The sequence below is a fragment of the Devosia sp. P2_G7 genome, from assembly GCF_056403495.1.
Window position 1 is genome coordinate 95,170 of record NZ_JBFUFI010000005.1, and the last position, 24,263, is coordinate 119,432.

25 protein-coding genes and 1 other RNA gene are annotated in these 24,263 nt (G+C 65.4%); 20 read left to right on the forward strand and 6 right to left on the reverse strand.

Annotated features, from left to right (window positions below):
* Positions 1-17: 17 nt before the first annotated feature.
* A non-coding RNA gene (gene ssrS / locus AC1DWU_RS10070) (6S RNA) lies at positions 18-174 on the reverse strand.
* A 93-nt stretch (positions 175-267) separates the two neighbouring features.
* Between ssrS and AC1DWU_RS10075 the strand changes: the two genes are divergently transcribed.
* Both AC1DWU_RS10075 and AC1DWU_RS10080 read left to right on the forward strand, forming a co-directional pair.
* The gene (locus tag AC1DWU_RS10075; protein WP_477149843.1) at positions 268-1,965 is read left to right on the forward strand and encodes a cation:proton antiporter; all 1,698 of its coding nucleotides are present in this window, start codon (positions 268-270) and stop codon (positions 1,963-1,965) included.
* A 45-nt stretch (positions 1,966-2,010) separates the two neighbouring features.
* Entirely contained in the window at positions 2,011-2,940 is a 930-nt protein-coding gene (locus AC1DWU_RS10080; RefSeq protein ID WP_477149844.1) for a lytic transglycosylase domain-containing protein, read from the forward strand.
* Here the strand turns inward: AC1DWU_RS10080 and AC1DWU_RS10085 are convergent.
* Both AC1DWU_RS10085 and AC1DWU_RS10090 read right to left on the reverse strand, forming a co-directional pair.
* Entirely contained in the window at positions 2,937-3,308 is a 372-nt protein-coding gene (locus AC1DWU_RS10085; RefSeq protein WP_477149845.1) for a cell division protein ZapA, read from the reverse strand. The genes AC1DWU_RS10080 and AC1DWU_RS10085 overlap by 4 nt on opposite strands.
* Before the next feature lies 1 nt (position 3,309).
* Positions 3,310-3,600 carry a DUF4164 family protein gene (locus tag AC1DWU_RS10090; protein WP_477149846.1) on the reverse strand — a complete coding sequence of 97 codons (291 nt, stop codon included), beginning with the start codon at positions 3,598-3,600 and terminating at the stop codon, positions 3,310-3,312.
* A gap of 193 nt (positions 3,601-3,793) precedes the next feature.
* Between AC1DWU_RS10090 and tkt the strand changes: the two genes are divergently transcribed.
* The 11 genes from tkt (at position 3,794) to AC1DWU_RS10145 (ending at position 15,051) form a co-directional block, all read left to right on the forward strand.
* Positions 3,794-5,773, forward strand: coding sequence for a transketolase (tkt, locus tag AC1DWU_RS10095; RefSeq protein WP_477149847.1), 1,980 nt, complete (start codon positions 3,794-3,796; stop codon positions 5,771-5,773).
* A 50-nt stretch (positions 5,774-5,823) separates the two neighbouring features.
* Complete coding sequence (gene gap / locus AC1DWU_RS10100; RefSeq protein ID WP_477149848.1) at positions 5,824-6,831, forward strand: type I glyceraldehyde-3-phosphate dehydrogenase; 1,008 nt, start codon at positions 5,824-5,826, stop codon at positions 6,829-6,831.
* Between the two features lie 5 nt (positions 6,832-6,836).
* Complete coding sequence (locus AC1DWU_RS10105) at positions 6,837-7,382, forward strand: putative glycolipid-binding domain-containing protein (RefSeq protein WP_477149849.1); 546 nt, start codon at positions 6,837-6,839, stop codon at positions 7,380-7,382.
* A gap of 100 nt (positions 7,383-7,482) precedes the next feature.
* Positions 7,483-7,770 (forward strand): hypothetical protein, encoded by a 288-nt coding sequence (locus AC1DWU_RS10110; RefSeq protein WP_477149850.1) that lies wholly within the window; start codon positions 7,483-7,485, stop codon positions 7,768-7,770.
* Positions 7,771-7,840: 70 nt separating this feature from the next.
* Entirely contained in the window at positions 7,841-9,040 is a 1,200-nt protein-coding gene (locus tag AC1DWU_RS10115) for a phosphoglycerate kinase (RefSeq protein ID WP_477149851.1), read from the forward strand.
* 121 nt (positions 9,041-9,161) lie between these two features.
* Positions 9,162-10,187 (forward strand): class I fructose-bisphosphate aldolase, encoded by a 1,026-nt coding sequence (locus tag AC1DWU_RS10120; RefSeq protein WP_477149852.1) that lies wholly within the window; start codon positions 9,162-9,164, stop codon positions 10,185-10,187.
* A gap of 165 nt (positions 10,188-10,352) precedes the next feature.
* Entirely contained in the window at positions 10,353-10,907 is a 555-nt protein-coding gene (locus AC1DWU_RS10125) for a thiamine phosphate synthase (protein WP_477149853.1), read from the forward strand.
* Positions 10,904-12,025 carry a tetratricopeptide repeat protein gene (locus AC1DWU_RS10130; protein ID WP_477149854.1) on the forward strand — a complete coding sequence of 374 codons (1,122 nt, stop codon included), beginning with the start codon at positions 10,904-10,906 and terminating at the stop codon, positions 12,023-12,025. The genes AC1DWU_RS10125 and AC1DWU_RS10130 overlap by 4 nt, the downstream gene beginning before the upstream one ends.
* 64 nt (positions 12,026-12,089) lie before the next feature.
* Positions 12,090-12,881 (forward strand): inositol monophosphatase family protein, encoded by a 792-nt coding sequence (locus AC1DWU_RS10135; RefSeq protein ID WP_477149855.1) that lies wholly within the window; start codon positions 12,090-12,092, stop codon positions 12,879-12,881.
* A 146-nt stretch (positions 12,882-13,027) separates the two neighbouring features.
* Positions 13,028-14,023 (forward strand): flagellar motor protein MotA, encoded by a 996-nt coding sequence (locus tag AC1DWU_RS10140; protein WP_477149856.1) that lies wholly within the window; start codon positions 13,028-13,030, stop codon positions 14,021-14,023.
* Complete coding sequence (locus tag AC1DWU_RS10145) at positions 14,023-15,051, forward strand: peptidoglycan -binding protein (protein WP_477149857.1); 1,029 nt, start codon at positions 14,023-14,025, stop codon at positions 15,049-15,051. The genes AC1DWU_RS10140 and AC1DWU_RS10145 overlap by 1 nt, the downstream gene beginning before the upstream one ends.
* Positions 15,052-15,075: 24 nt before the next feature.
* Here the strand turns inward: AC1DWU_RS10145 and AC1DWU_RS10150 are convergent, their stop codons facing one another.
* Entirely contained in the window at positions 15,076-16,908 is a 1,833-nt protein-coding gene (locus AC1DWU_RS10150) for an ABC transporter transmembrane domain-containing protein (RefSeq protein WP_477149858.1), read from the reverse strand.
* A gap of 181 nt (positions 16,909-17,089) precedes the next feature.
* Here AC1DWU_RS10150 and rpmE point away from each other — a divergent pair, with 181 nt between their 5' ends.
* On the forward strand, positions 17,090-17,311 hold the full coding sequence (gene rpmE, locus AC1DWU_RS10155; protein WP_055046196.1) for a 50S ribosomal protein L31: 222 nt from the start codon (positions 17,090-17,092) through the stop codon (positions 17,309-17,311).
* Between the two features lie 130 nt (positions 17,312-17,441).
* On the opposite strand, the gene rcdA is transcribed toward rpmE, so the two are convergent.
* Positions 17,442-17,966: a protease adaptor protein RcdA gene (gene rcdA / locus AC1DWU_RS10160; RefSeq protein ID WP_477149859.1), complete on the reverse strand. Its 525-nt coding sequence runs from the start codon at positions 17,964-17,966 to the stop codon at positions 17,442-17,444.
* Positions 17,967-18,351: 385 nt separating this feature from the next.
* On the opposite strand from rcdA, the gene AC1DWU_RS10165 reads away from it, so the two are divergent.
* Positions 18,352-18,861 carry a VOC family protein gene (locus tag AC1DWU_RS10165; protein WP_477149860.1) on the forward strand — a complete coding sequence of 170 codons (510 nt, stop codon included), beginning with the start codon at positions 18,352-18,354 and terminating at the stop codon, positions 18,859-18,861.
* 7 nt (positions 18,862-18,868) lie between these two features.
* Here the strand turns inward: AC1DWU_RS10165 and AC1DWU_RS10170 are convergent, their stop codons facing one another.
* Positions 18,869-19,054, reverse strand: a complete 186-nt coding sequence (locus AC1DWU_RS10170) for a DUF1192 domain-containing protein (protein ID WP_477149861.1) — start codon at positions 19,052-19,054, stop codon at positions 18,869-18,871.
* Between the two features lie 137 nt (positions 19,055-19,191).
* Here AC1DWU_RS10170 and AC1DWU_RS10175 point away from each other — a divergent pair, with 137 nt between their 5' ends.
* The 5 genes from AC1DWU_RS10175 to AC1DWU_RS10195 all read left to right on the forward strand — a co-directional run bounded on the left by AC1DWU_RS10175 (position 19,192) and on the right by AC1DWU_RS10195 (position 24,169).
* Positions 19,192-20,229, forward strand: coding sequence for an NAD(P)H-quinone oxidoreductase (locus tag AC1DWU_RS10175; protein ID WP_477149862.1), 1,038 nt, complete (start codon positions 19,192-19,194; stop codon positions 20,227-20,229).
* Positions 20,230-20,326: 97 nt separating this feature from the next.
* A complete protein-coding gene (locus AC1DWU_RS10180; RefSeq protein ID WP_477149863.1) occupies positions 20,327-21,049 on the forward strand; it encodes a DUF1013 domain-containing protein in 723 nt (240 codons plus the stop codon).
* Between the two features lie 21 nt (positions 21,050-21,070).
* Complete coding sequence (locus AC1DWU_RS10185) at positions 21,071-22,957, forward strand: monovalent cation:proton antiporter-2 (CPA2) family protein (protein WP_477149864.1); 1,887 nt, start codon at positions 21,071-21,073, stop codon at positions 22,955-22,957.
* Between the two features lie 33 nt (positions 22,958-22,990).
* Positions 22,991-23,764, forward strand: coding sequence for a sulfite exporter TauE/SafE family protein (locus AC1DWU_RS10190; RefSeq protein ID WP_477149865.1), 774 nt, complete (start codon positions 22,991-22,993; stop codon positions 23,762-23,764).
* A gap of 18 nt (positions 23,765-23,782) precedes the next feature.
* Complete coding sequence (locus AC1DWU_RS10195; RefSeq protein WP_477149866.1) at positions 23,783-24,169, forward strand: VOC family protein; 387 nt, start codon at positions 23,783-23,785, stop codon at positions 24,167-24,169.
* Positions 24,170-24,263 lie beyond the last annotated feature (94 nt).

The window sequence follows — 24,263 nt, forward strand, 5'->3', positions numbered from 1 at the left end:
GGCTTTCTGGCGAAGAATTAGGTGCCGCCCTGGCCGTGGGATACAGATCCTGGGAACCTACTTACGTAGGTGGGCGCCGTGTGTCCGAACCCACGGGTCCGAACGGTGACAGCTCCCTTAAGGATCAGTACGGCCCCAGGGAAATAAGATCCAACACGCACCGGGCAGCCCATTCAATATAGGGTGCACAGCGCGCCAACGCCAAGCGCTTCTTTCCTTTTCCACGTCCCCGCCTATATCAGGCGGGCAAGGGCACAGGGGCGACGCATGGTTTCACAGATCCTCTTGGTGATGATCGCAGCCATAGCGGTCACCATTATCGCCGAACGCCGCAGCATCCAGGCGCCGCTGCTGCTGGCGCTGGTCGGCCTCGCCGCCTCATTCGTTCCCGGACTGCCGCGGCTGGAACTCGAGCCCGAGATCATCCTCACCGTCGTGCTGCCGCCGCTGCTCTATTCGGCCGCGACGGAATTCTCGTTCGTCAGCTTCATCAAGCGGCTGGGGTCGATCGTGAACCTCGGCGTGGTGCTGGTGCTGGTCACCACCTCCGTCGTCGGCGCGGTCTCCGCCTCGATCATCCCGGGCATGACGCTGGCGGTGGCGACGGTGCTTGCGGCGGTGGTGTCGCCGCCCGACGCGGTGACCGCTGTCGCGGTGGGCCGCAAGCTCGGGCTCCCCAGCCGGATGATGACCGTGCTGAAGGGCGAGAGCCTGATCAATGATGCGGCCGCGCTTACCCTCTTCGCCTTCGCCACCGCCACGGTGACCGGCCGCCACCTCTTCATCGAAAACGGCTTCCTCTATTTTGGCTATGCCGTGATCGTCGGCATCGTCATCGGGATGGTGATCGGCGCGATCGTGCATCGCACTCGGCTACATATGACCAACGCTTCACTGGTCACCGTGCTCTCCGTGCTCGTGCCGTTCACCGCCTATCTCGTGGCCGAAGAAGTCGGGGCGTCCGGCGTCCTCGCCGTGGTCGCCGCCGGCTTCTCGCTCGGGCACAACTCGACCGAGGCGCGCTATGCCGCGCGCATCCAGGAACGCCAGTTCTGGCGCACCGCCGACGCGCTGCTCGAGGCCTTCGTCTTCGCCTATATCGGCTTGCAGATGAAGTTCGTCATCGAGGAGGCGACGGCAACCGGCTTCAGCCTGCCCGAACTGCTCGGGCTCTCGCTGGTCGTGCTCGTTGCGGTGATCCTCGTGCGTATCGCCTGGGTGTTCGGCACTGGCTTCGTATCGCGCTGGCAGACACGCAGGGTGCGGGAATCGATCGCCCGCATGGAGGCCGGCGAGGAGCCGCCGCGGCGGTTGGGCAGGCGAGGCGGCCGTTTCGAGCGCCGCCGGGAAGTGCTGCGGCAGGGCGGGTACGACGTACCCGAGCCATTCAGCTGGCGTGAGAACCTGGTCATCGCCTGGACCGGCATGCGCGGCGTGGTCACCCTCGCGGCCGCCGCCGGTATTCCGCTGACGACGCTGGCGGGCGAGGCCTTCCCCGGACGCGATGTCATCCAGTTCGTCGCCTTCGCGGTCACCATCGGCACGCTGCTGGTGCAGGGCCTGACGCTTCCCTGGCTGATCGGCGTGCTCGGTATCTCCGATCCGGAGGAGGACAAGTATCGCGCCGCACAGCACGTGATCGCGCGAGATATCGCTGACGCCGCCAGCAAGGCTGCCATCACCGCCTTCCGCGACGGCCAGACTGATCCAGCCGCGCGGGCCGCCGCCGAGCAGATGCTGAAGCGCGCCAGCGTCGAGGACGCAGCGCAGCGCCAATCCCATTCCGAGCATGACGCCATGGTGCTCGAGCTGGGCCGCACGGTGCTCGAAGCCCGCCGCGCCGCCCTCGTCGCCGCCCGTGACGAGCGCAAGCTCGACGACGAAGTGCTGCGCGAAATCATGGAAGAGATCGACCTGCAGCAGGCAGTGCTGGCGAACTGGGAACCGGGACGGTTCAGCGACTAAGGCGCCGGACTTGCCCCAGCCCCGAGCGCACCCTAGCTTTGCAGCATGCGCGGCGGACGACTGATCGGCCTCGGACTAGCGATTGTTATCGCGGCGTTTAGCTGCACCGCTTGGGCTGTCGAGAGCGACGCCGAACCGGCCAAGCTCCGATCCTGCTACGCCGCTGATCCTGCCGCTCCGGCGTGGACCGCCGTCTGCATCGGGCAGGAGCAGTTCTTTCGCGACACCTGCGGGGCGATCCAGCTGTTTGCGTGGCGCGAGGAGCTGCCGGTCGGATACTTCGCGCGGCTGATCTGGCAGGAGAGCCGGTTCGATCCGTTTGCTCTGAGCACCGCCGGCGCGCAGGGGATTGCACAATTCATCCCCTCGACCGCCCGGATCCGCGGCCTGCGGAATGCGTTCGATCCAACCGAGGCGCTGGCGAAATCGGCAGAGTATCTGCGCTTCCTCGCTGACAAGTTTGGCAACCTTGGACTGGCCGCTGTCGCCTATAACGGCGGCGAAGGACGGGCCTCTGGCTTTGTGAAAGGTGGCAACTATCTGCCAGCCGAGACCCGGTTCTATGTGGAGGTCGTGACTGGGCGCGATCCCGACGCGTGGTTGGCCGAGATCCCACCCGAGGTCGACTACGCCATCGGCAAGGACGAGCCGTTCATCGCTGCCTGCGTGAAGATGGCTGAAGCAGAACGGGTGCCTCGCCTCGATCGGCAGCCGAGCGAGTGGAAGCCGTGGGGCGTGCTGCTGGCGCAGAACTTCTCGCAGGGAGTGGTCATCCGTCGCTTCGAGCGGGTGCAGGCGGCCTACCCCAAGGTGCTCGGCAGCGAAAAGCTGATGCTGTTGATGGCGCGCAACCCGAACTTCGGGCCGCGGCTCAGGCACTATGCCATGATCGGGCGCGACAACCGGGCCGACGCCGACGCACTCTGCGCCAGGCTGCAGGCTGCCGGCGGCTCCTGCATCGTCAGGAAGAACTAGGCGCCGGCGCCGGTCTCGTCGATGGCGGTGGAGATCGCCTCGATCTTCCGGGCCGCTTCATTGAGCCGCTTGGCGAAACGCTGCTCCAGCCCCTCGGCTTCATGTGTCAGCGCCTCGCCCACCTGGGTGAGGTTGGCGACGTCCTGCTTGAGATCGGCGATACGGCGTTCGGCTTCGGCCAGCTCGTCGAGCACCGCGATGCCTGCCATCACCGTCAGGCGGTTATCGCCGATCTCGCCGAAGGTGCCCTTGAACTGGTCGATATGCTGGTTGAAGCGGTCGGCGAGGCCGAGCAGGTGCTGCTCCTGGCCCTCTTCGCAAGCCATGCGGTACTTGCGGCCGTTGATGTCGACATTGACCTCGGGCATGTCAGCTGTCCTCTTTCGCCAGCACTTCGCGTACCGACTCCATGGCGACGACGAGGCGCCGCGCCACTTCGGCGGAGCTGTCGTCGAGCCGCTTGGCCTTGGCGCTGACCTTGTCGAGCTCCTGCGCCAGCCGCTGCCGTTCGCTCACCAGCTTCTGGGTGTCGGACTCTATCCGGCTATGCGCCCGCATCCGGCCGTTGAGGCTGCGCACGCTCGCTTCGAGCCGCGCGAACGCCTTGTCGAGCCGGCTGGCGGCGGCTTCGTATCCTTCATCGGAGTTATGCTCGGCCATCCCGACCCCCCATCGCGGAAAAGGGCGATTCCACTTGGCACTATAGCGCAAAGCTAGCGCGGCGTGGCAACGCCCCCCTCCGGGAGGCGACATTGACAGGTCAAAGGAACCTGCTAAGCGTCAACCCGCCTCGGCAGGAGGGTTCGAGGCGCCCGGTTTTCCGGGCTTTCCCCTTAGCCGAGAGCACCCCGTAATGACCAACTCCGCCCAAGCCAATGAGATGGCCAATGCCATCCGTTCCCTCGCCATGGATGCGGTGGAGAAAGCCAACTCCGGTCACCCCGGCCTGCCGATGGGCGTCGCCGACATCGCGACGGTGCTGTTCACCAAGGTGATGAAGTTCGATCCGAAGAACCCCTGGTGGCCGGATCGCGACCGTTTCATTCTCTCGGCCGGTCACGGCTCGATGCTGCTTTACGCATCGCTCTATCTCCTCGGCTACGAGGAAATGACGATCGACCAGATCAAGCAGTTCCGCCAGCTTGGGTCGAAGACTGCCGGTCACCCGGAGTACCATTTCGCCCCCGGCATCGAGACCACCACCGGCCCGCTCGGCCAGGGTATCGCCAATTCGGTCGGCTTCGCCGTCGCTGAAGCCAAGCTCGCCGCCGAGTTCGGTTCCGACCTCGTCGATCACCACACCTGGGTCATCGCCGGCGACGGCTGCCTGATGGAAGGCATCTCGCAGGAAGCCATCTCGCTCGCCGGGCACCTGAAGCTCAACAAGCTCGTGGTGATCTGGGACAACAACAACATCACCATCGACGGCCGCGTCTCCAACGCCGACTCGACCGACCAGATCGCCCGCTTCAAGGCCAGCGGCTGGAACACCATCGAGATCGACGGCCTCGACCAGGCCCAGGTTGAGAAGGCCCTGCTCGACGCCAAGAAGTCGACGGACAAGCCGACACTGATTGCCGCCAAGACCATCATCGGCTTCGGCGCGCCCACCAAGGCGGACTCGCACGGGGTGCACGGCTCGCCGCTCGGCGCGGCAGAACTCGGTGGCGCCAAGCAGAAGCTCGGCATCGACTACCCGGCTTTCGAAATCCCGAGCCACACGCTCAACGCCTGGCGCGCGGCCGGTACCCGTTCCGAGAACGCCCGTGGCGACTGGGAAGGCCGCCTTGCTGCCGCCAAGCCCGAACTGCGCGCCGAGTTCGAGCGCCGCATCGCCGGCAAACTGCCGGCGAACTGGAACGAGACCATCGAGACGTTCAAGGCCAAGCTCGTTGCCGACAAGCCGAAGGTCGCGACCCGCAAGTCGAGCCAGATGGCGCTGGAGGTGATCAACAAGGTGCTGCCCGAGACCATCGGCGGCTCCGCCGATCTCACCGGCTCGAACCTCACCAACACGCCCGAGACCCTGCCCTTCACTGCCGCCGACCACACCGGCCGCTACATGCGCTACGGCATCCGCGAGCACGAGATGGCTGCGGCGATGAACGGCATCGCGCTCCACAAGGGCCTGATCCCCTATGGCGGCACGTTCCTGGTGTTCACCGACTATGCCCGCCCGGCGATCCGCCTCTCGGCCATCATGGAGCAGAAGGTCATCTACGTGATGACCCATGACTCGATCGGCCTCGGCGAAGACGGCCCGACCCACCAGCCGGTGGAACACCTGTCGACGCTCCGCGCTATCCCGGGTCTCCTGGTCTTCCGCCCGGCCGATGCGGTCGAAACGCTCGAATGCTGGCAGCTCGCCATCGAGGCCGAGAAGCCCTCGATCCTCGCACTCAGCCGCCAGAACCTGCCGGCGCTGCGCACCGAAACGGTCGAGGGCAACCCGTCCGCCAAGGGCGCCTACGTCATCGCCGGCGACAAGAACGCCGATGCGGTGATCTTCGCAACCGGCTCGGAAGTCGCGATCGCTGTCGCGAGCCTCGAGCTGCTGAAGGCCCAGGGCATCTCGGCCAAGGTCGTCTCCGTCCCGAGCCAGGAGTTGTTCTATGCCCAGTCGCAGGAATATCGCGACAGCGTGATCGGCAGGCCCAAGGCCAAGGTGGCGATCGAAGCCGGCATCGAGATGAGCTGGCTGAAGCTGCTTGGCGACAAAGGTCGCTTCATCGGCATGCACTCGTTCGGCGCCAGCGCGCCGGCCGAGGCCCTCTATGAGCACTTTGGCATTACATCCAAAGCCATAGTTGAAGCTGTCATGGCGCAGTTGTAAGACACCGCGCTCTCCTTTTCTCCTCCCTTAGAAGTCCTCAAGGAGCCATCATGGCTGTACGCGTCGCAATCAATGGCTTTGGCCGCATCGGTCGCAACATCCTGCGCGCCATCGTCGAAAGCGGTCGCAACGACATCCAGGTCGTCGCCGTCAACGATCTGGGCCCGGTCGAAACCAACGCCCACCTGCTGCGCTTCGACAGCGTGCACGGCCGCTTCCCTCATGAAGTGAAGGTCGAAGGCGATGTGATCACCGCCGGCAACCAGACCTTCAAGGTCACTGCCGTCAAGGATCCCGCCCTGCTGCCACACAAGGAGCTCGGCGTCGAGATCGTGCTCGAGTGCACCGGCTTCTTCACCTCGAAGGAAAAGGCCTCGGCGCACCTCGCGGCCGGCGCCAAGAAGGTGATCATCTCGGCTCCGGGCGAAGGCGCCGACCTGACCGTGGTCTACGGCATCAATCACCAGCTGCTGGGCAAGGAGCACACCGTTATCTCGAACGGCTCGTGCACGACCAACTGCCTCGCGCCGATGGCCAAGGTGATGAACGACCTGCTCGGCATCGAGAAGGGGATGATGACCACCATCCACTCCTATACCGGTGACCAGCCGACGCTCGACACCATGCACAAGGATCTCTACCGGGGCCGCGCCGCGGCGCTGAGCCAGATCCCGACCTCGACCGGCGCCGCCAAGGCCATCGGCCTCGTGCTGCCGGAACTGAAGGGCAAGCTCGACGGCATCTCGGTGCGCGTCCCGACCCCGAATGTCTCGCTGGTCGACCTGAAGTTCGTCGCCAAGCGCAACACCACTGTGCAGGAAGTCAACGACGCGCTGATCGCCGCGTCGAACGGCGCGCTCAACGGCATCATGACCGTGACGTACTACCCGAACGTCTCCAGCGACATGAATCACGATCCGCATTCCGCCACCATCCTGCTCGACCAGACCAAGGTGATCGGCGACGATTTCGTGAACATCATGGGCTGGTACGACAACGAGTGGGGCTTCTCGAACCGCATGGCCGACATGACCGCCGTGTTCGCCAAGACCCTCTGACGACGATGCCTCTCGAGCTCGACCTCCGCTGGAAACCAGTCGATGAGGTCGGGCTCGAGCATTGCCGCGTCTGGGAAACCGACGACGGCATCAGCATACGCAGTGTGCTGATCGGCGAGTTCGAGGGCTTTGCCTACGGCGCCCAGTACGACATCCAGCTTGCCACCGACTGGACCTTCCGCTCCCTCACCCTCCGCCTGCAGGATGGCCGCGTCCTGCGGCTGCTGTCGGATGGTCTCGGCGACTGGAAGGTGAATGGCCAGCGCGCGCCCGCACTCGAAGGCTGCGTCGACATCGACATTTCCGGCACGCCCTTCACCAACACCCTGCCGATCCGCCGCGCCAGGTTCACCGACGGCGTCCCGCAACATTTCGCCATGGCCTGGGTACCGATGGACTCGCTCGAGCCGTTCCGCGACGAGCAAATCTACACCAGGCTGGATGCCACCCACTACCGCTACCAGTCCGGCGACGGCAGCTTCGAGCAGGTGCTGACGGTAGATGAAAGCGGCTTCGTTGTGGACTATCCGACCCTGTTCAGCCGCGTGTGAGCAGGAACTGTCATCCACCGTTAACGTTTTGGTCGCCAAAGCGTTACGTCGTCGTGCTATCGTTCGCATCAGTTGATCCCTGAACCGGAGCGATCAGCCGGTGCGTGATATTGAACGACTTCTGGTCGTCACCAACATCGTCGGCAGCGTCGCGCTCGGCGCCCGGCACGATGCGACCTGGTTCCTGATACCCCTTGTCGCCTTCGGGCTTTACGTGGTGCTGGCCGACCGCGCGCTGCGCCGGCGCATCGGCCCGCGGGCCTGGCCGAGCGAGGGCTTCGCCCGCTTCACCTTCAACACCAACCTCTACTTCGCGGCGTGCCATATCGGCATCGGCGCGCTGCTGTTTGCCCTCTCGGGCACCCTGGCAGGCCTCGTCGGTCTCTGACCTCCGCTGTTGCCCTTGCTGCAATCCTTGCTATAGCAGCGGCACCTCTCCTTAGCAGCGGATACGTCCCATGCCGGCTTTCAAGACCCTCGACGATTTCGACCTTTCGGGTAAGCGCGTGCTGGTCCGCGCCGATCTCAACGTGCCGGTCGCCGATGGCAAGGTAACGGACGCCACCCGCATCGAGCGGCTGGTGCCGACGATCCGCTCGATCATCAAGGTGGACGGCAAGGCGATCATCCTCAGCCATTTCGGCCGCCCCAAGGGCAAGGTCGATCCCGAGTTCTCGCTCGAGATGGTCGTGCCATCGGTGGCCGACGAAACAGGCCACCCGGTCGGCTTCATCGCCACCGACTGGACCGATGTCAGCAAGGCCAAGCAGGCGATCGACGAAGCCCCTCCGGGCTCGATCCTCGTGCTCGAGAACACGCGCTTCCACCCCGGCGAGGAAGAAAACGACCCCGAACTCGCCGCACGCATGGCTGAACTCGGCGACATATTCGTCAACGACGCGTTCTCGGCGGCCCACCGCGCCCACGCCTCGACCGAGGCCATCGCCCATCTGCTGCCGTCGGCCGCCGGCCGCGCCATGGAGGCCGAACTCAAAGCGCTCGAAGCGGGCCTTGGCAACCCCGAACGTCCGGTGATCGCCATCGTTGGCGGTGCCAAGGTGTCGACCAAGCTCGACCTGCTCGGCAACCTCCTCAACAAGGTCGATGCCCTGGTCATCGGCGGCGCCATGGCCAACACATTCCTCCATGCCGGCGGGCTCGGTGTCGGCAAGTCGCTGGCCGAGAAGGACCTGGCCGAGACCGCCAACGACATCCGCGACAAGGCGGAAGCCGCGCACTGCGCCATCATCCTGCCGATCGACGCCACGGTCGCCTGGCACTTCGAAGCCAACGCCCCGCACCGCTACTACGGCGTCGATTCGATGGATCCCGAGGGCATGATCCTTGATGTCGGCCCCGGCTCGATCGAGCGCATCAAGGGCGCCATCGACGAGGCCAAGACCGTCGTTTGGAACGGCCCGCTGGGCGCCTTCGAGATGCAGCCCTTCGACCACGGCACGGTTGAGGTCGCGCGTTACGTCGCCGACCGCACCAAGGCCGGCAAGGTGGTGTCGGTGGCAGGCGGCGGCGATACCGTCTCCGCCCTCGCCCATGCCGGCGTGAAGGACCAGTTCACCTACGTCTCCACCGCCGGCGGCGCCTTCCTCGAATGGATGGAAGGCAAGCCGCTGCCGGGGGTCGAGGCGCTCAAGGGCTGACGAACCCGGGCGCGGCTGGTCACGCCGCGCTCAACCCTTCGTCTGATACCTGAACGTCCAATCGACTGGCGGCCCTGGGGCGGGGCATTATTTGGGCGTTGAAACGGAGACCCTCCCGCCCATGGCCTCGCTCAATGCAATCGCCAAAAAACTCGTCGCCAGCGGCAAGGGCATCCTCGCCGCCGACGAATCCGAAGGCACCATCGCCAAGCGCTTCGCGCTGATCGGCCTGCCGGTAACGCTGGAAACCCGCCGCGACTATCGCGAGATGCTGTTCCGCTCCACCGGCGCGATGACCGACTACATCTCGGGCGTCATCCTCACCGAGGAGACGCTGGAGCAGAAGGCCAAGGACGGCACGCCGTTCCGCCAGCTGTTCGAGGAAACCGACGTCATTCCGGGCATCAAGGTCGATCGCGGCGCGCTGGCCATGCCGGGCAGCAAGGATGAAAAGATCACCGAGGGCCTCGATGGCCTGCGCCAGCGGCTCTCCCACTACGCCAAGCTCGGCGCCGGCTTTGCCAAGTGGCGCGGCGTCATCGCCATCACCTCCTATGCCCCCTCCCGCAACGGTATCCGTGCCAACGCCCATGCGCTGGCCCGCTACGCCATGTACTGTCAGGAAGCCGGCATCGTGCCGGTGGTCGAGCCGGAAGTTCTGGCCGATGGCGAGCCGGGAGATCACTCGATCCAGCGCTGCGAGGAAGTCACGGGCGAGACGCTCGAGGCGGTATTCAAGGAACTGCGCCTCGCCGGGGTCGACCTCAGCGGCATGCTGCTGAAGCCTAACATGGTCACCCCGGGTCTGCGTTCGCGCGATCGTGTCAGCACCGAGGAAGTGGCCCAGCGCACCGTCGAGACGCTCCGCCGCTTCGTGCCCGCAGCGGTGCCCGGTATCGCCTTCCTCTCGGGCGGCCAGTCCGACGAGGAAGCCACCGCACACCTCTCGGCCATGAACAAGATCGGCGGCCTGCCCTGGGCGCTGACCTTCTCCTACGGCCGCGCCCTGCAGACCTCGGCGCTGCTGACCTGGAACGGCGAAGACGAAAACGTCGCCGCCGCGCAGAGCGCCTTCACTCATCGCGCCAGGATGAATGCGCTGGCCTCGCTCGGCCAGTACAAGCCGGAACTCGACCTCGCGGCCTGACTTCTGAGAGCTTCCCGACGACTAGGGGCGCGTCGTGACGCGCCCTTTTCTTTTCCGGGAACCGGGGCGCTCACGCGCCCCTTTTCTTTTCGCGTCGGTAACCGCTTGCCCAGCTGCGGCCAGAATCCGGCTCCACATCGGCGATGGGGCCGCTATAACACCGCCATGTCAGCCGAAATCTTCCTCATCGCACCCACCGACACCCCACCCGACCAGCTCGTCGCAGCGCTCACCACGACGCTCGAGCGCGACGAGGTCGCGGCGCTGCTGCTGCCGCGCGGTAACCTGGCCGAGAATGCGTACAAGGACCTCGCCAAGCGCATCGTGCCGCTTGCGCAGGCCAAAGGTGCTGCGGTGCTGGTCGAGGGTGACCCCGGCCTCGTCCGCCTGTTGGGCGCCGACGGACTGCACGTCCCGGGCGGCATCAAGGCGGTGCAGGAGGCCATCGCCGCACTGAAGCCCAAGATGATCGTGGGCGCCGGCGATATCCACTCGCGCGACGATGCGATGCTGAAAGGCGAGGCCGGCGTCGACTACATCCTATTTGGGCCGCTTTCCGGGCCCATATCGCCGGCCGAGCGCGAAATGGCGCAGTGGTGGGCCGAGACCATGGAAATCCCGAGCGTGTTGTCAGATCCCGAAGCCGGCCCGGCGAACTACAATGCCGGTGACTGTGAGTTCATCGGCTTGCCGCTCACGGTAACGGAGCCGGCGAAATGATGCGCCGGCTCGGGTTTGCCCTGCTCCTCGCCGGCCTGTCGCTGCCTGCACTGGCCCAGGCCGGTCGCACCGATTTCGAGGACCTGCGCCCCAAGGACATGCAGTTCCCCGACAATCTCGGCATGGAGGAACTGCCGATCGGGCCAGTGCCCGAGGAGTTCCTGAACCAGCCGGCTCCGGACGCATTGACCATCAGTGACTCCGTCTTCGGTGAGAAGGTCGACCCGGCCTATGGCGCCTACCAGCGTGGCTTCTTCCTCACCGCCCTCGACCTCGCCCTGCCCCGCGCGGAAAAGGGCGATCCGCACGCCCAGACGCTGATCGCCGAGATCTACGCCAAGGGCCTCGGCGTCCCCGAAAACCTCACCTCCGCCGCCAGTTGGTACGGCATGGCCAGCAAGAACGGCGATGCACTGGCGACGTTCGAGCTGGCGATGCTCTATCAGAATGGCCGTGGCGTCGAAAAAGATCGCAAGCACGCCGCCGATCTGTTCAAGACCGCCGCCGACGCCGGCAACATGGCGGCCAAGTACAATCTCGGGCTGCTGCATGTCGAAGGCGTCTACGCCGAGCCCAGCCTTACCAAGGCGGCGCAACTGATCGGCGAAGCGGCAAATTCCGGCATCACCGAAGCCCGCTATGACTTCGCCGGCATGCTGGCCGAGGGCGCCGGCATCGCCCCCGACCCCAAAGGCGCCGCCGAACAGCTCCGCCTCGCTGCCGAGGATGGCCTCGCCGCGGCGCAGGTCGAATACGCCACCATCCTCTATCTGGGCAAAGGCGTGCCGGCGGATCGTGCCGCCGCTGCCAGCTGGTACGCTCGCGCGGCCGATGGCGGCAACCCCGTTGCACAGAACCGCTATGCCAAGCTGCTCGCCGCTGGCGAGGGCGTGGCGCTCAATCTCGAGGATGCCGCCATGTACCGTGCCCTCGCCCGCCGGCAGGGGTTGAAGGACCCCATGCTCGACAAGCTGCTGGTCTCGATCCGGCCCGAAGAACTGTCGCGTGCCGAGGAGCGCGCCCGCTTCTGGCCGTCGGTGCCGCCGACCAAGGTGGCCGCCAACACCATCGCGCCGGCGCCTGCGACCGCAACGCCGCCCGAGACGCCCTTGAACTGAACAGCGTTCTCGGGCACATAGCGGCCCTTCCCACGTCCTCGGTTTCTCGCGCGGAGTATTCCCAATGCGCTCGGCGCTTCTCAACGTCATGGTCCAGGCCGCTACCAAAGCCGGCCGCTCGCTCGCCAAGGATTTCGGCGAAGTCGAGAACCTGCAGGTCTCGGTGAAGGGCCCGGCGGATTTCGTCTCCAACGCCGACAAGCGCGCCGAAGAGATCGTCTTCAACGAGCTGCAGAAGGCCCGCCCAACCTATTCCTTCCTCGGCGAGGAAGGCACTGAGGTGAAGGGCACCGACGGCCAGCACCGCTGGATCGTCGATCCGCTCGATGGCACCACAAATTTCCTCCACGGCATCCCGATGTTCGCCTGCGCGATTGCGCTCGAGCGCAACAACGAGATCGTCGCCTCGGTGATCTACAACCCGGCGATGGAAGAGCTGTTCACGGCCGAAAAGGGCGGCGGCGCCTGGCTGAACGACCGCAAGCGCCTGCGCGTCGCCAGCCGCAAGCACCTCGCCGACGCCGTCGTCGTCACCGGCATCAATTCGCGCGGCCGCGCGCTGGACTTGCTGCAGTTGAAGCAACTGGCGCAGGTCGTTCCGGCCGTCTCCGGCATCCGCCGAACCGGCTCGGCCTCGACCGACCTCGCCTGGCTCGCCGCCGGCCGCTTCGACGGCTACTGGGAAGCCGGCCTCGCCCCCTGGGACGTGGCACCGGGCCAACTGATGGTGCGCGAGGCGGGCGGTACGATGTCGGACTATGCCGGGACCACCGGTTCGGTGTGGAATGGCCAGGTGATCGCCGGCAACGAAGTGATCCAGGGCCAGCTGCTGAAGATCGTCAAAGCCGTCAACTAAGCCGCGTCGGGGCCACGGCCCCGTCACCCTCCAGTCGCATTGCCGGGATTTCATGGGGTTAACCGGCATTGCCGGTGGCCGACCGTTGCGTGGCTTCGCCGAAGCGCACTATTGTCGGGACGATTTTACCGACTGGGGGCAGCGAGATGTCGCAGAGCTACGACCCGTACCGCTTGGCGAGTCCCGCGGTTTACCTGGTCAAGATCGTCATCTTCCTGGTGCTGGTGGCGCTGGTCGCCGCGATCCTCGCCAACCAGCTGCTGATCTTCTTCTGGGCCAACCCGTTCATCAACTCGCTGATCCTGCTGACGCTTTTCATCGGCATCATCTTGAGCTTCCGCCAGGTGATCCGGCTGTTCCCCGAGATCAACTGGGTGAACGCGCTGCAGGAGGGCCGCATGCCGGCGACCCAGCCTCGGCTTCTTGCCCCCGTGGCGAACCTCTTGCGCGACCGGCTTGGCGAAGCGGTGATCACGCCGTCCTCGATGCGCTCGATCCTCGATTCCGTCGGCAACCGCCTCGATGAAGCCAAGGACACCTCGCGCTATCTGACGGGCCTGCTGGTCTTCCTTGGCCTGCTCGGCACCTTCTATGGCTTGCTCGAAACCGTGACCCACGTCGCCTCGACCATCCAGGCGCTGGACGCCACGGCGGGCGATACGGCGACGCTGTTCTCCAATCTCAAGGACGGCCTCGCGGCGCCGCTCGGCGGCATGGGCACGGCGTTCTCCGCCTCGCTGCTCGGCCTCTCCGGCTCACTGATCCTCGGCTTCCTCGACCTGCAGGCAAGCCAGGCGCAGAACGCCTTCTACACCGACCTCGAGGACTGGATGACCTCGATGACCGAACTCGACCACCCCGTCACCCAGATGCAGGCCACCGGGCTCGGCGTCTCCGGCGACGAGATGTCGGCAATGCTGGCGCAGTTCGGCTCCACCCTGCAGAACTCCGGCTCGTCGCAGAACGCCATCCGCGCCATGGCGGAGCTGGCGCGTGGCATCGACGGGCTGGTAAAGCACATCAAGGCCGAGCAGGAGGACCTGCGCGGCCACATCATCCAGCAGGGCGAGACCAACAAGAAGCTCCGCGAACTGATGGAAGCCATGCTGCGCGAGGGTGAATCCGACCGGCGGCCGAACTGATGGCAAGCTCCACGCGCTCTCGCCGCTCGCAGGTTACCAACTACTGGCCGGGCTTCGTCGACGCCCTCTCGAGCCTGTTGCTCGTCATCATCTTCCTGCTCTCGCTGTTCATGCTGAGCCAGTTCTTCCTCGGCCAGGAAATCAGCGGCAAGGACACGGCGATGAGCCGGCTCAACGCCCAGATCGCCGAGCTGACCGAGCTGCTGCAACTCGAGAAGGTCAATTCCAGCGACCTCGAATCCACGATCGCCACCCTGACCGCGACGCTCTCCTCGGCAACCGGCGAACGTGACCAGCTGGCCGCGCAACTGGCGGGCATCGGTGCCGGCGGCGACGGCAAGGACGCGCAGATCGCCAAGCTCGAGTCCGATCTTACAGCCCAGGAGGACATGTCGCGCGAGGCGACGGCACAAGTGGCCCTACTCAACCAGCAGCTCGCGGCGCTCCGCACCCAGCTCGCCGCTCTCGAAGAGGCGTTGCAGGCGTCCGAAGCCACCGACACCGAGAACCGCACCCAGATCGCCGATCTCGGCCGCCGCCTGAACCTCGCGCTCGCGCAGCGCGTGCAGGATCTCAGCCGCTACCGCTCGGATTTCTTCGGCAAGCTGCGCGAGGTGCTCGAGGGCCGCGCCGACGTGCGCATCGTCGGCGACCGCTTCGTGTTCCAGTCCGAGGTGCTGTTCGGCGCCGGCGAGGCGACTATCTCGGATGCCGGCCGAACTGAAATGGCCAAGCTCGCCGCCGTGATCAAGGAACTCATCAGCCAGATTCCGGCCGACGTGAACTGGGTGCTGCGCATCGACGGCCACACCGACAAGCGCCCGATCAACACCCCGGAATTCCCGTCGAACTGGGAACTCTCGGCCGCCCGCGCCATTGCCGTGACTAAGTATTTCGTCGAGCAGGGCATTCCAGCCCAGCACCTCGTCGCTGCGGGTTTCGGTGATAGCCGCCCAATCGATGCCGGCGACACTGAGGAAGCCTTCGCCAAGAACCGGCGGATCGAGTTCAAGCTTACTGACGGTTGAGCCTGGCGAGGGGTCGGGGCAGCCCTACTCCGCCACTTCCGGCTGCAGCTCAGCGCGAAACTGCAGCTTCGCCAGCTCAGCGTACTTGCCGCCCTTGCGCACCAGCTGGGTATGCGTGCCTTGGTCGATCAGCCGGCCCTTTTCGAGCACCAGGATGCGGTCGGCGTCGCGGATGGTGGCGAGCCGATGCGCGATCACCAGGGTCGTCCGCCCCTCCATCAGCCGCTCCAGCGCCATTTGCACTAGGCGCTCGCTTTCGGCGTCGAGTGCCGACGTAGCTTCGTCGAGCAACAGGATCGGCGCATCCTTGAGCAGGGCACGCGCGATCGCCAGCCGTTGCTTCTGGCCGCCCGACAGCATCACCCCGCGCTCGCCGACGATCGAGTCGTAGCCATTGCTGAGTTCGCTGACATAGTCGTGCACCAGCGCCGCCTTCGACGCGGCTTCGATCTCGGCGAACGTCGCCTCCGGCCGGCCGAAGCGGATGTTGTCGGCGATGGTGCCGGCAAAGATCGTCGGCTCCTGCTCGACATAGGCAAAGCGGCGGCGCAACTGCGCCGGCTCGACCTCGCGCACGTCGACGCCATCGACGAGGATGCGTCCCCCGGTCACGTCGTAGAAGCGCTGCACAAGCGCGAAGATCGTCGATTTGCCGGCGCCCGAGGCACCGACCAGTGCCACCGTCTCGCCGTGGGCCACCGAGAAATTCATGTCCTCGATCACCTTCGCGCTGTCGCGCGTCTCGTAGGCGAAGCGCACGTCCTCGAACGCCACCGTCCCGAGCGCCGGCATCGGCAGCGCCAGCGGATGGGCCGGCGGCTTGATCGCGGGCTCGGTGTCGAGGATCTCGACCAGCCGCTCGGTGGCGCCGGCAACCGTCTGCAGCAGGCCCATGATCTCAGAGAGATTGGTCAGCGCGCTGCTGGCCATCAGTGCATAGATCATGAACTGCGCCAGCTCGCCGACGGTGACGACGCCGGTGAACACCGCATTGGCGCCCCACCACACCAGCACCACGAGCGCGGTCGTGGAGAGGAACAACAGCCCGCCCAGCAGCGCCGCACGCGCGCCCAGCCGGCTGACCTCGGCTTCAAACGATTCCTCGGCATGCGAGCCGTAGAGCCGTGATTGCTCCGGCTCCTGCACGAAGCTCTTGATCGTCTTGCTGGCCCCCAGCACCTCGGTGGCCATCGCCGACATATCGGCCAGCGCATCCTGGGTGCGCCGCGACATCCGCCGCAGCCGGCGCGCATAGAGCAGCACAGGAATGAGGATCGCCGGACCGACGACCACGATGGTCAGCGCCAGATAGGGGCTGGTGAGAAACATCAGCGTCACCGCGCCGACCAGCGTCACCGCGCCGCGCAGCATGATCGACAGGCTCGAGCCGATCGCACCGCGGATCGTCGCCACGTCGCCGTTGAGGCGCGAGGTGAGTTCGCCCACCCGGTGCAGGTCGAAGAACGTCGCGTCGAGCGTCAGCAGGTGATCGAACACCTTGCGCCGCAAGTCCGTGAGCACGCGCTCACCGAGCATCGAAATGTAGTAGAACCGCCCGGCGCTCGCCAACGCCATCACCAGCGCCACGACGATAGCGAGGATGCCGTATTGGCCCACCATCGAGAGGTTCCGTTCAACGAACCCCTTATCGATAATGCTGCCCGCCAGCGACGGGATCACCAGCGAGGATGTGGCCGAGACCAGCAGGAAACCGATGGTCAGCGCCAAGCGCCATGGATACTTGAAGACAAAAGGCATCAGCCGGCGGATGGGCCTGAGGTCCCGTCGTCCGGCCTTGAGGGCTTCGCCCTTGTCGCCCAACTTGCCAGTCGAGCCGGCCGGAGCGGTGCTGCGCATCGTACTTTTCAAAGTGCCATCGATATAGGCAGGTGGCGAGCGCGCCGCAACCGAATTGCCGCCCTGCGACATCGCGCGGCTTCCCCTTGCGCTGGACCGGGATTTTCTCTATGAACCCGGCCAATCCGAATTGATAGTTCCGTCCGGGCGCCGCGGCGCCCGTTTGATTTGAGGTAGCGCCATGAAGAACGACATCCACCCCGACTACCACATGATCACCGTGGCGATGACCAACGGCACGACCTACCAGACCCGTTCGACCTACGGCAAGGAAGGCGACACGCTGCAGCTCGACATCGATCCGACCACGCACCCGGCCTGGACCGGTGTGCAGGGCAACCTGATGGACCGCGGCGGCCGCGTCACCCGCTTCAAGGACAAGTTCAAGGGCCTCGGCTTCTAAGCCTGACGGTACCGACGAATGCAAAAGCCCGGCCATTGCGCCGGGCTTTTTGTTACTTGGCTTGCTTGCGGGTGCACTCTCAGTCAGCGCCTTCTCCCCTTGTGGGAGAAGGTGATCACGGACGGCGCCGCTATTCCTTGAGTCTTCCGAACGCCGCCTTGAGCCGCGCCAACTGGTCGGCGATGCCGCCCTCGCCGGTCGTTGCGTATTCGGGCACACCACCGCGCTCGAGCTTGTCGAACTGCTGCACGCGGTCGAACAGGCGGTCGCCTTTGGTGATGAAGGTGCGAAGCCGCTCGGGCAGATCGGCATAGCCGGGGCCGCCGCGATCGGAGGGGGTGGCTGAGAAGCGCACCTTTTCCTTCTCGGTACGGGCATTCTCGGCGGTAAGTTCGCCCTCGTTGACGGCGCGTTGCAGCAGCAGCCACGAGGCGAGTTGCATCAGTCGCGTGGTGAGCCGCATGCTCTCGGTGGCATAGACGAACGAGGCCTCGCGCGGCAGGCCGCGGCTTTCCGCCCGGCCGTCGCCATCGAGATAGGACGCGACCTCTTCGATCAGCACCATGCCCTCGCGATAGAGCATGTCGAACCCGCCGGACGCGACGATCCGCGGCCCGATGGCCACCGGCTTCTGCTTTTGCCTGCTGTCGTCCACGCTGTTGCCCGGTAACGGAGAAATCTGCGGCCGGCGCATTCAGCCGGTTAACTCTGTTGTGCGCCCACCCCGGTTGCCGTTGGCTTAACGGTTTGATGGCTACAGCACAAAAGAAAAGAGCCGTCGAAACGGCTCTCGAAAGTTAACAGGGAGGCGTCAAACAGAGGGAGAAACCACTCTGCAAATCCAGAGAACTGGACAGCCTTTAAGTTAACTCGGAAGTGTTAATTCGAGGTTAACGAGACTCGCTTTCTTAACCTTGGCAAATCGTGACCATGCCGGCGACGCTGCCACGGGCCAGCCGCCGACGATTGCTGACATTGGCTGTCAGGAGCAGTCGGGCAAAGGGAAGGAGTTGACCATCCCGTCCTTTAGGAGGCCCCCAATGACGCAAGCCCAGATCAACCACATTCCCGCCGGCAAGCACGCCGTGACCCCGTACCTCGTGACCAAAGGGGTCGAAAGGCTGCTCGAATTCATCGCGGCGGCGTTCGACGCGGACATCTACCTGAAGGTGCCCAATGCCGACGGCACGATTGGCCACGCCGAAGCGCGCATCGGCGACTCTGTCATCATGGCCTTTGACGCCAAGCCGCACTGGGTCGACACGCCCAGCTTCCTCTGCCTGTACGTCGCCGACGTCGATGCTACCTATGCGAAGGCGCTGGCGGCGGGCGCGGTTTCAGTAACCGCGTTGGCGACGTCGAAGATCATCGGCGACCGCGGCGCGCGGGTGCGCGACCCGCTCGGCAACATCTGGTGGCTGCAGACCCACCTGGAGGATGTCACACCCGAGGAGATGGCTCGGCGCTTCGGCGATCCCACCGAACTTGCGACGATGCGCCAGGCGCAGGATTCGTTCGAAGCCGAGATGGACCGGCGATCGGGGCAATAGCGACGGCTCAGAACTTGAACAGCGAATCCGCTTCCGTCCGGGTTTTCTGGCGTGCGGCGATGGCCTGCTCGAGGCGCGCGATTTCGGCCTTCAACATGCCGATGCGTTCCTCGAGTTCCTCCACCGACATGGTGTCGATGGGCATGCCGACTTCGTGCCCTCTGGGCTTCTTGACCTCGTCGTCACCGAACATGATGTTCTCCCGGCTTGGCTTTTCCCGAATTTTAGCCCTCCTGAGACGCCACGCAACCCTGGCTCCCGGCTTGCTGATCAGCGATTGCCAGCCGGCCTCGGCTCGTCCTAGCTAAGGACATGCCGATCCCAGCCGAAATGACCGCCATTTCCATTACCGAATTCGGCGGCCCCGAGGTGCTGCAGCCGGTGCGACTGCCGGTGCCGCAGCCCGGTCCTGGCGAGGTGCTGATCCGAGTCGCCGCCGCCGGTCTCAACGCCCCCGATCTCGGCCAGCGCCGCGGCACCTACAACCCGCCGCCAGACGCCTCCCCCCTGCCCGGCCTCGAGGTCGGCGGCGAGATCGCCGCGCTCGGCAAGGGCGTGCGCGGCTGGTCGCTCGGCGATCCCGTGGTGGCGCTGACCCATGGCGGTGGCTATGCCGAGTATGTCGCGGTGCCTGCCGGCCAAGTGCTGCCACTGCCCACCGGCTGGTCGATGGCCGCCGGCGCCGCCCTGCCCGAAACCTTCTTCACCATCGAGCAGACCCTGGTGATGCGTGCCGGTGTGGGTCCCGGCATGGACGTGCTGATCCACGGCGCGGCCGGCGGCATCGGCGGCGCCGCCATCCAGATCGCGAAACTCCACGGCGCCCGCCCCATCGCTATCGTCTCCGGTTCCGAGAAGGCCGCCTACGCCCGCAGCCTCGGCGCAACCGACACCATCGATCGCGCTACCGAGGACTTCGTCGCCCGCACGCTGTCGATCACCGGCGGCAAGGGTGCTGACCGCATCGTCGACATTGTCGGCGGCGACGCGCTGGAAAAGAACATCCGCGCCTCCGCGCGCTTCGGCCACATCGTCATCGTCTCGACGCTGGCGGGGCCGAAATCCGAGATCAACGCCAGTCACATTCTGATGAAGCAGCTGACCCTCTCTGGCTCGACCCTGAGGCCACAGACCCGCGAGGTGAAGGCGACAATCGCCCGCAGCCTGATCAAGACCGTGTGGCCGGCGCTGGCCGACGGCCGCGTCGTCCGCCCGCGCATCCGCGCCGTGCCCCTCACCGAGGCCTCTCGCGGCCACGTCGAACTCGAGAAAGCCAGCAACTACGGCAAGCTGATCCTCGTCACCCCGTGGGGCGAAACTCAGATGAACAGTTCGGCAGATGGCGACAATCCGATTGAATCGGCCTGAGTCCGCGCGTATATAGGCAGCAATTATTCCCCCTCATTACGAACCACGAGGCGGGGCGACCGGAAGAACCCGGCCGCGCCTCAAGGAGAGATTTATCATGGCCACGCCCCTTCTGATGCCCAAGGCAACCGCCGTCTGGCTGGTCGACAACACCGCGCTCTCGTTCGAGCAGATCGCCGCCTTCTGCGGGTTGCATCCGCTTGAAGTGCAGGGCGTCGCCGATGGTGATGTGGCCAGCGGCATCATGGGTGTGAACCCGCTGCAGAACGGCCAATTGACCCGCGAGGAGATCGAGAAGGCGGAAGCCGACCCGAACTACCGCATGAAGATCTCGGACCCCAAGGTCCGCGTCGCCGCGCCCAAGCGCAAGGGCCCGCGCTACACCCCGATCTCGCGCCGCAACGAGCGCCCGAACGCCATCAAGTGGCTGCTGCGCAACCATCCCGAAATGAAGGATGCGCAGATCATGCGGCTGGTCGGCACCACCAAGTCGACCATCGACGCAGTGCGTGACGGCGCCCACTGGAACAACGCCAACATCACCCCGATGGACCCGGTGACCCTCGGGCTCGCCAGCCAGATCGATCTCGATCTCGAAGTGAGCCGCGCCTCCAAGGGCGCCGCCAGCGGTGAGGTCGCCGAGGAAGGCACCATGCTGCTCACCGCCGAAGAGGCGCTGGCAGGGGCACACGGCCGCGCCGGCATGGATCGCACCGAAGACGAGGACGGCGTCGAGCGCCGCCCGGAGCGCGAGGAAGAGATCGACGCCGATTCGGTGTTCGCCAAGCTGAAGTCGCTGAAGGGCGATACCGACGAGTAAGACTGGACGCGAGCAGCGGATATGGAAACCAACCTGCTGCTCGCCATTTTCGTCCTCCTGGCCGCGACAGTGTTGCTGGTCCCGCTGTTCAAGTGGGCGGGCCTCGGCACCATCCTGGGCTACCTCGCTGCCGGCATCCTGATCGGCCCCTACGGGCTGTCGCTGGTTTCCGATACCGACCTGATCCACCAGGTCGCCGAGTTCGGCATCGTCATGATGCTGTTCCTCATCGGCCTAGAGGTCGATGGCAGCGAACTCTGGCGCATGCGCCACAAGGTGTTCGGCCTGGGGCTCACTCAGATGGCGGCGACCAGCGCTGTCATTGCAGTGCTGGCGCGGCTGATCGGCTTCGCCTGGGCCGACGCGGTAGTGGTTGGCCTGGCGCTTGCAATGAGCTCCACCGCCATCGCCATGCAGTCGGTCGACCAGCGTAACATCACCAAGACCGATACGGGCCGCGCCTCGCTTGCCATTCTGCTCGTGCAGGATGTGGCGGTGATCCCCGTCCTGGCCCTCATCCCGCTGCTCACCTCGATGGGTGGCTCGCCGATCGAGGCGATCGGCGAGGATGTGCTGCAGGCGGTCGACAACCCGATCGACTGGTGGCTGGCGCTGGTCGTGGTCGGCGCCTTTATCGCCGCGCTGTTCGGGTCGCGCTTCGTGATCCGGCCGCTGATGAGCTGGCTCGCCCGCACCCGGGTGCCGGAGGCTTTCACCGCTTTTGCGCTGGCACTGGTGATCGGCGCCGCCCTGGTCACCGAGAGCCTGGGGCTGTCGCCGGCGCTTGGCGCCTTCCTCGGCGGCGTGCTGCTGGCCGACAGCGAATACCGCCACGAGCTTGAGAGCAATTTGCAGCCGTTCAAGGGGCTGTTGCTCGGGCTGTTCTTCATCACGGTAGGCATGTCGATCGCCTTCAACGTGGTGATCGAAGACCCCCTGGTGGTGCTGGCGCTGGTCGTCGCGCTGATCGGGCTGAAGATGCTGGTGTTGTTCGTCCTCGCCACCTTTTTCAAGATGCACATGGCTGAGCGCCTGCTGCTCGCCATCCTCCTCAGCCAGGCCGGCGAGTTTGCTTTCGTCGTCCTGCAGTTCGCCCGCACTGCCGGTAACCTGTCGGGGCCGGAAGTCGAACTGCTGACCGTAGTCGTGGCGCTGTCGATGGCGGTGACGCCGTTCCTGATCTTCCTTTACGACCGGCTGTGGGCGCCACGCCTCAATGCCCCGGCCGACGAAGACGACCTGCCGCCCGGACCCACTGTCGACGACCCACACGACAAGGTCATCGTCCTCGGCTATGGCCGGTTCGGCCAGATCGTCACCCGGCTGCTGCGCGCCCAGGGCTTCGAGATGACGCTGATCGATGACGATCCGGCGCAGATCGAGCTGGTGAAGCGCTTCGGCGTGAAGGTGTTCTACGGCGACGGCGGCCGCATCGAGATCCTGCGCGCTGCGGGCGCCGACCAGGCCAAGATGATTGTCATTGCGGTCGCCGGCGGCGATCGCATCCTCGGGATCGCCGAACTGATCCGCCGCAACTTCCCCGACGTCATCATTGCGGCGCGCGCCGTCGACCGCTCCCACGCCCACGACCTGATGGCGCTCGGCGTCCACGTCATCGAGCGCGAGACCTTCCGGGCCGCAATCAAGCTCGGTGAGCAAGCGCTGGTCGCGCTAGGCCAGGAAGAAGACGAAGCCAGCCGCGTCGCCAATGCCTTCGAAAAGCACGACACCCGCATGCTGCACGAGAGTTACGCCGTGCGCCACGACCAGGCCGCCTATATCGGGTTCGTGCGCCGCTCCACGGAAATGCTAGATGCGGTGATGAAGGCGGATCGGGAACAGTCGGCCGCCCCCAGCGATGCTGCTGAAGGCGATATTGACAAGCCGGCGCCGCGAGCGTCCGACTAGCGCCGCGTTTTTCCCTCCGGTTCCCCTTTCCCCATGCCCGAACTCTACTTCTGGACCGTCGCGGTCCTCGCGGTCTTCATTGTTGCCTTGAGCAAATCGGGTCTGCTGGGAAGCCTCGGCATGGTCGCCGTGCCGATGATGTCGCTGGTGATGCCGGCGCGCGATGCCGCCGGCATGCTGCTGCCGCTGCTGCTGGTGATGGACGCCATTGCCATCTGGACCTACCGCAAGGATGCCGACTGGCGCATCCTCAGGATCATGCTGCCTGGCGCCATGGTCGGCACGCTGGTCGGCTGGGCGCTGTGGAGCTTCGTCAGCGACGCCATGGTGCTGCTGTTCATCGGCATCATCACCCTGCTGTTCATCCTCGATGCGCTGCTGCCGATCAGGAAGAAACTCGAAGGCCTGCCGCCGTCGAAACCCTGGGGTGCGTTCTGGGGCGGCTTTGCCGGCTTCACCAGCTTCATCAGCCACACCGGCGGCCCGCCGTTCCAGATCTACGTGCTGCCGCAGCGCCTGACGCCGGTGATCTATTCGGGCACCACCGCGTTCTTCTTCGCCATCGTCAACACGGCCAAGCTGGTCCCGTATTTCTTCCTCGGCCAGCTCAACGTCGCCAATCTCGAGCGCGCCGCCATCCTTGCCCCGCTGGCCGTGGTCGGCGTGATGATCGGCGTCTGGCTGGTGCGCCGCATCTCGGTGAAGCGTTTTTACCAACTGACCTACTGGCTGGTGTTCCTGCTGTCGCTGAAACTGATCTATGATGGGGCCGTGGGCGTGTTCTTCGTCGGCGCCACGGCTGCCTGAGGGGGCAAGAGCAACCAGATGAGCATCGACTATCGCCTCGATCATATAGCGCTGCTGGTTCGTGATCTCGACGAGACGGCGAAGTTCCTCACCGAGGTACTGCAGGTCCGCGAAGTGCCCGATCCGATGGGCGGCACTCACATCCGCTGGTTCGAGTTCGGCAACAGCCAGCGTTTCCACATCCAGGCGGGCGACGTCAGCAGAACGCACGTGGAAAAGCGCACGCACTTCGCGCTCTCCGCCCCTAACTTCGAGGCCGTCCTGGCGCATCTGCGCGCGCTGGGCGCCCCGTTTTCCGACATGCAGGGCACCCCGGGCGCGGTCAACACCCGCCCCGACGGCATGCGCGCCGTATTCCTCCAGGACCCCAACGGCTACTGGTTCGAAATCAACGACTTCAGGTAGCTGGCGGCTGCCCCGACCAGGGTCTACTCGCGCCAACCGCCGGGCATGAAAAAAGGCCGCGGCGCTTGCCGTGGCCCTCACAACTGCATGGGAT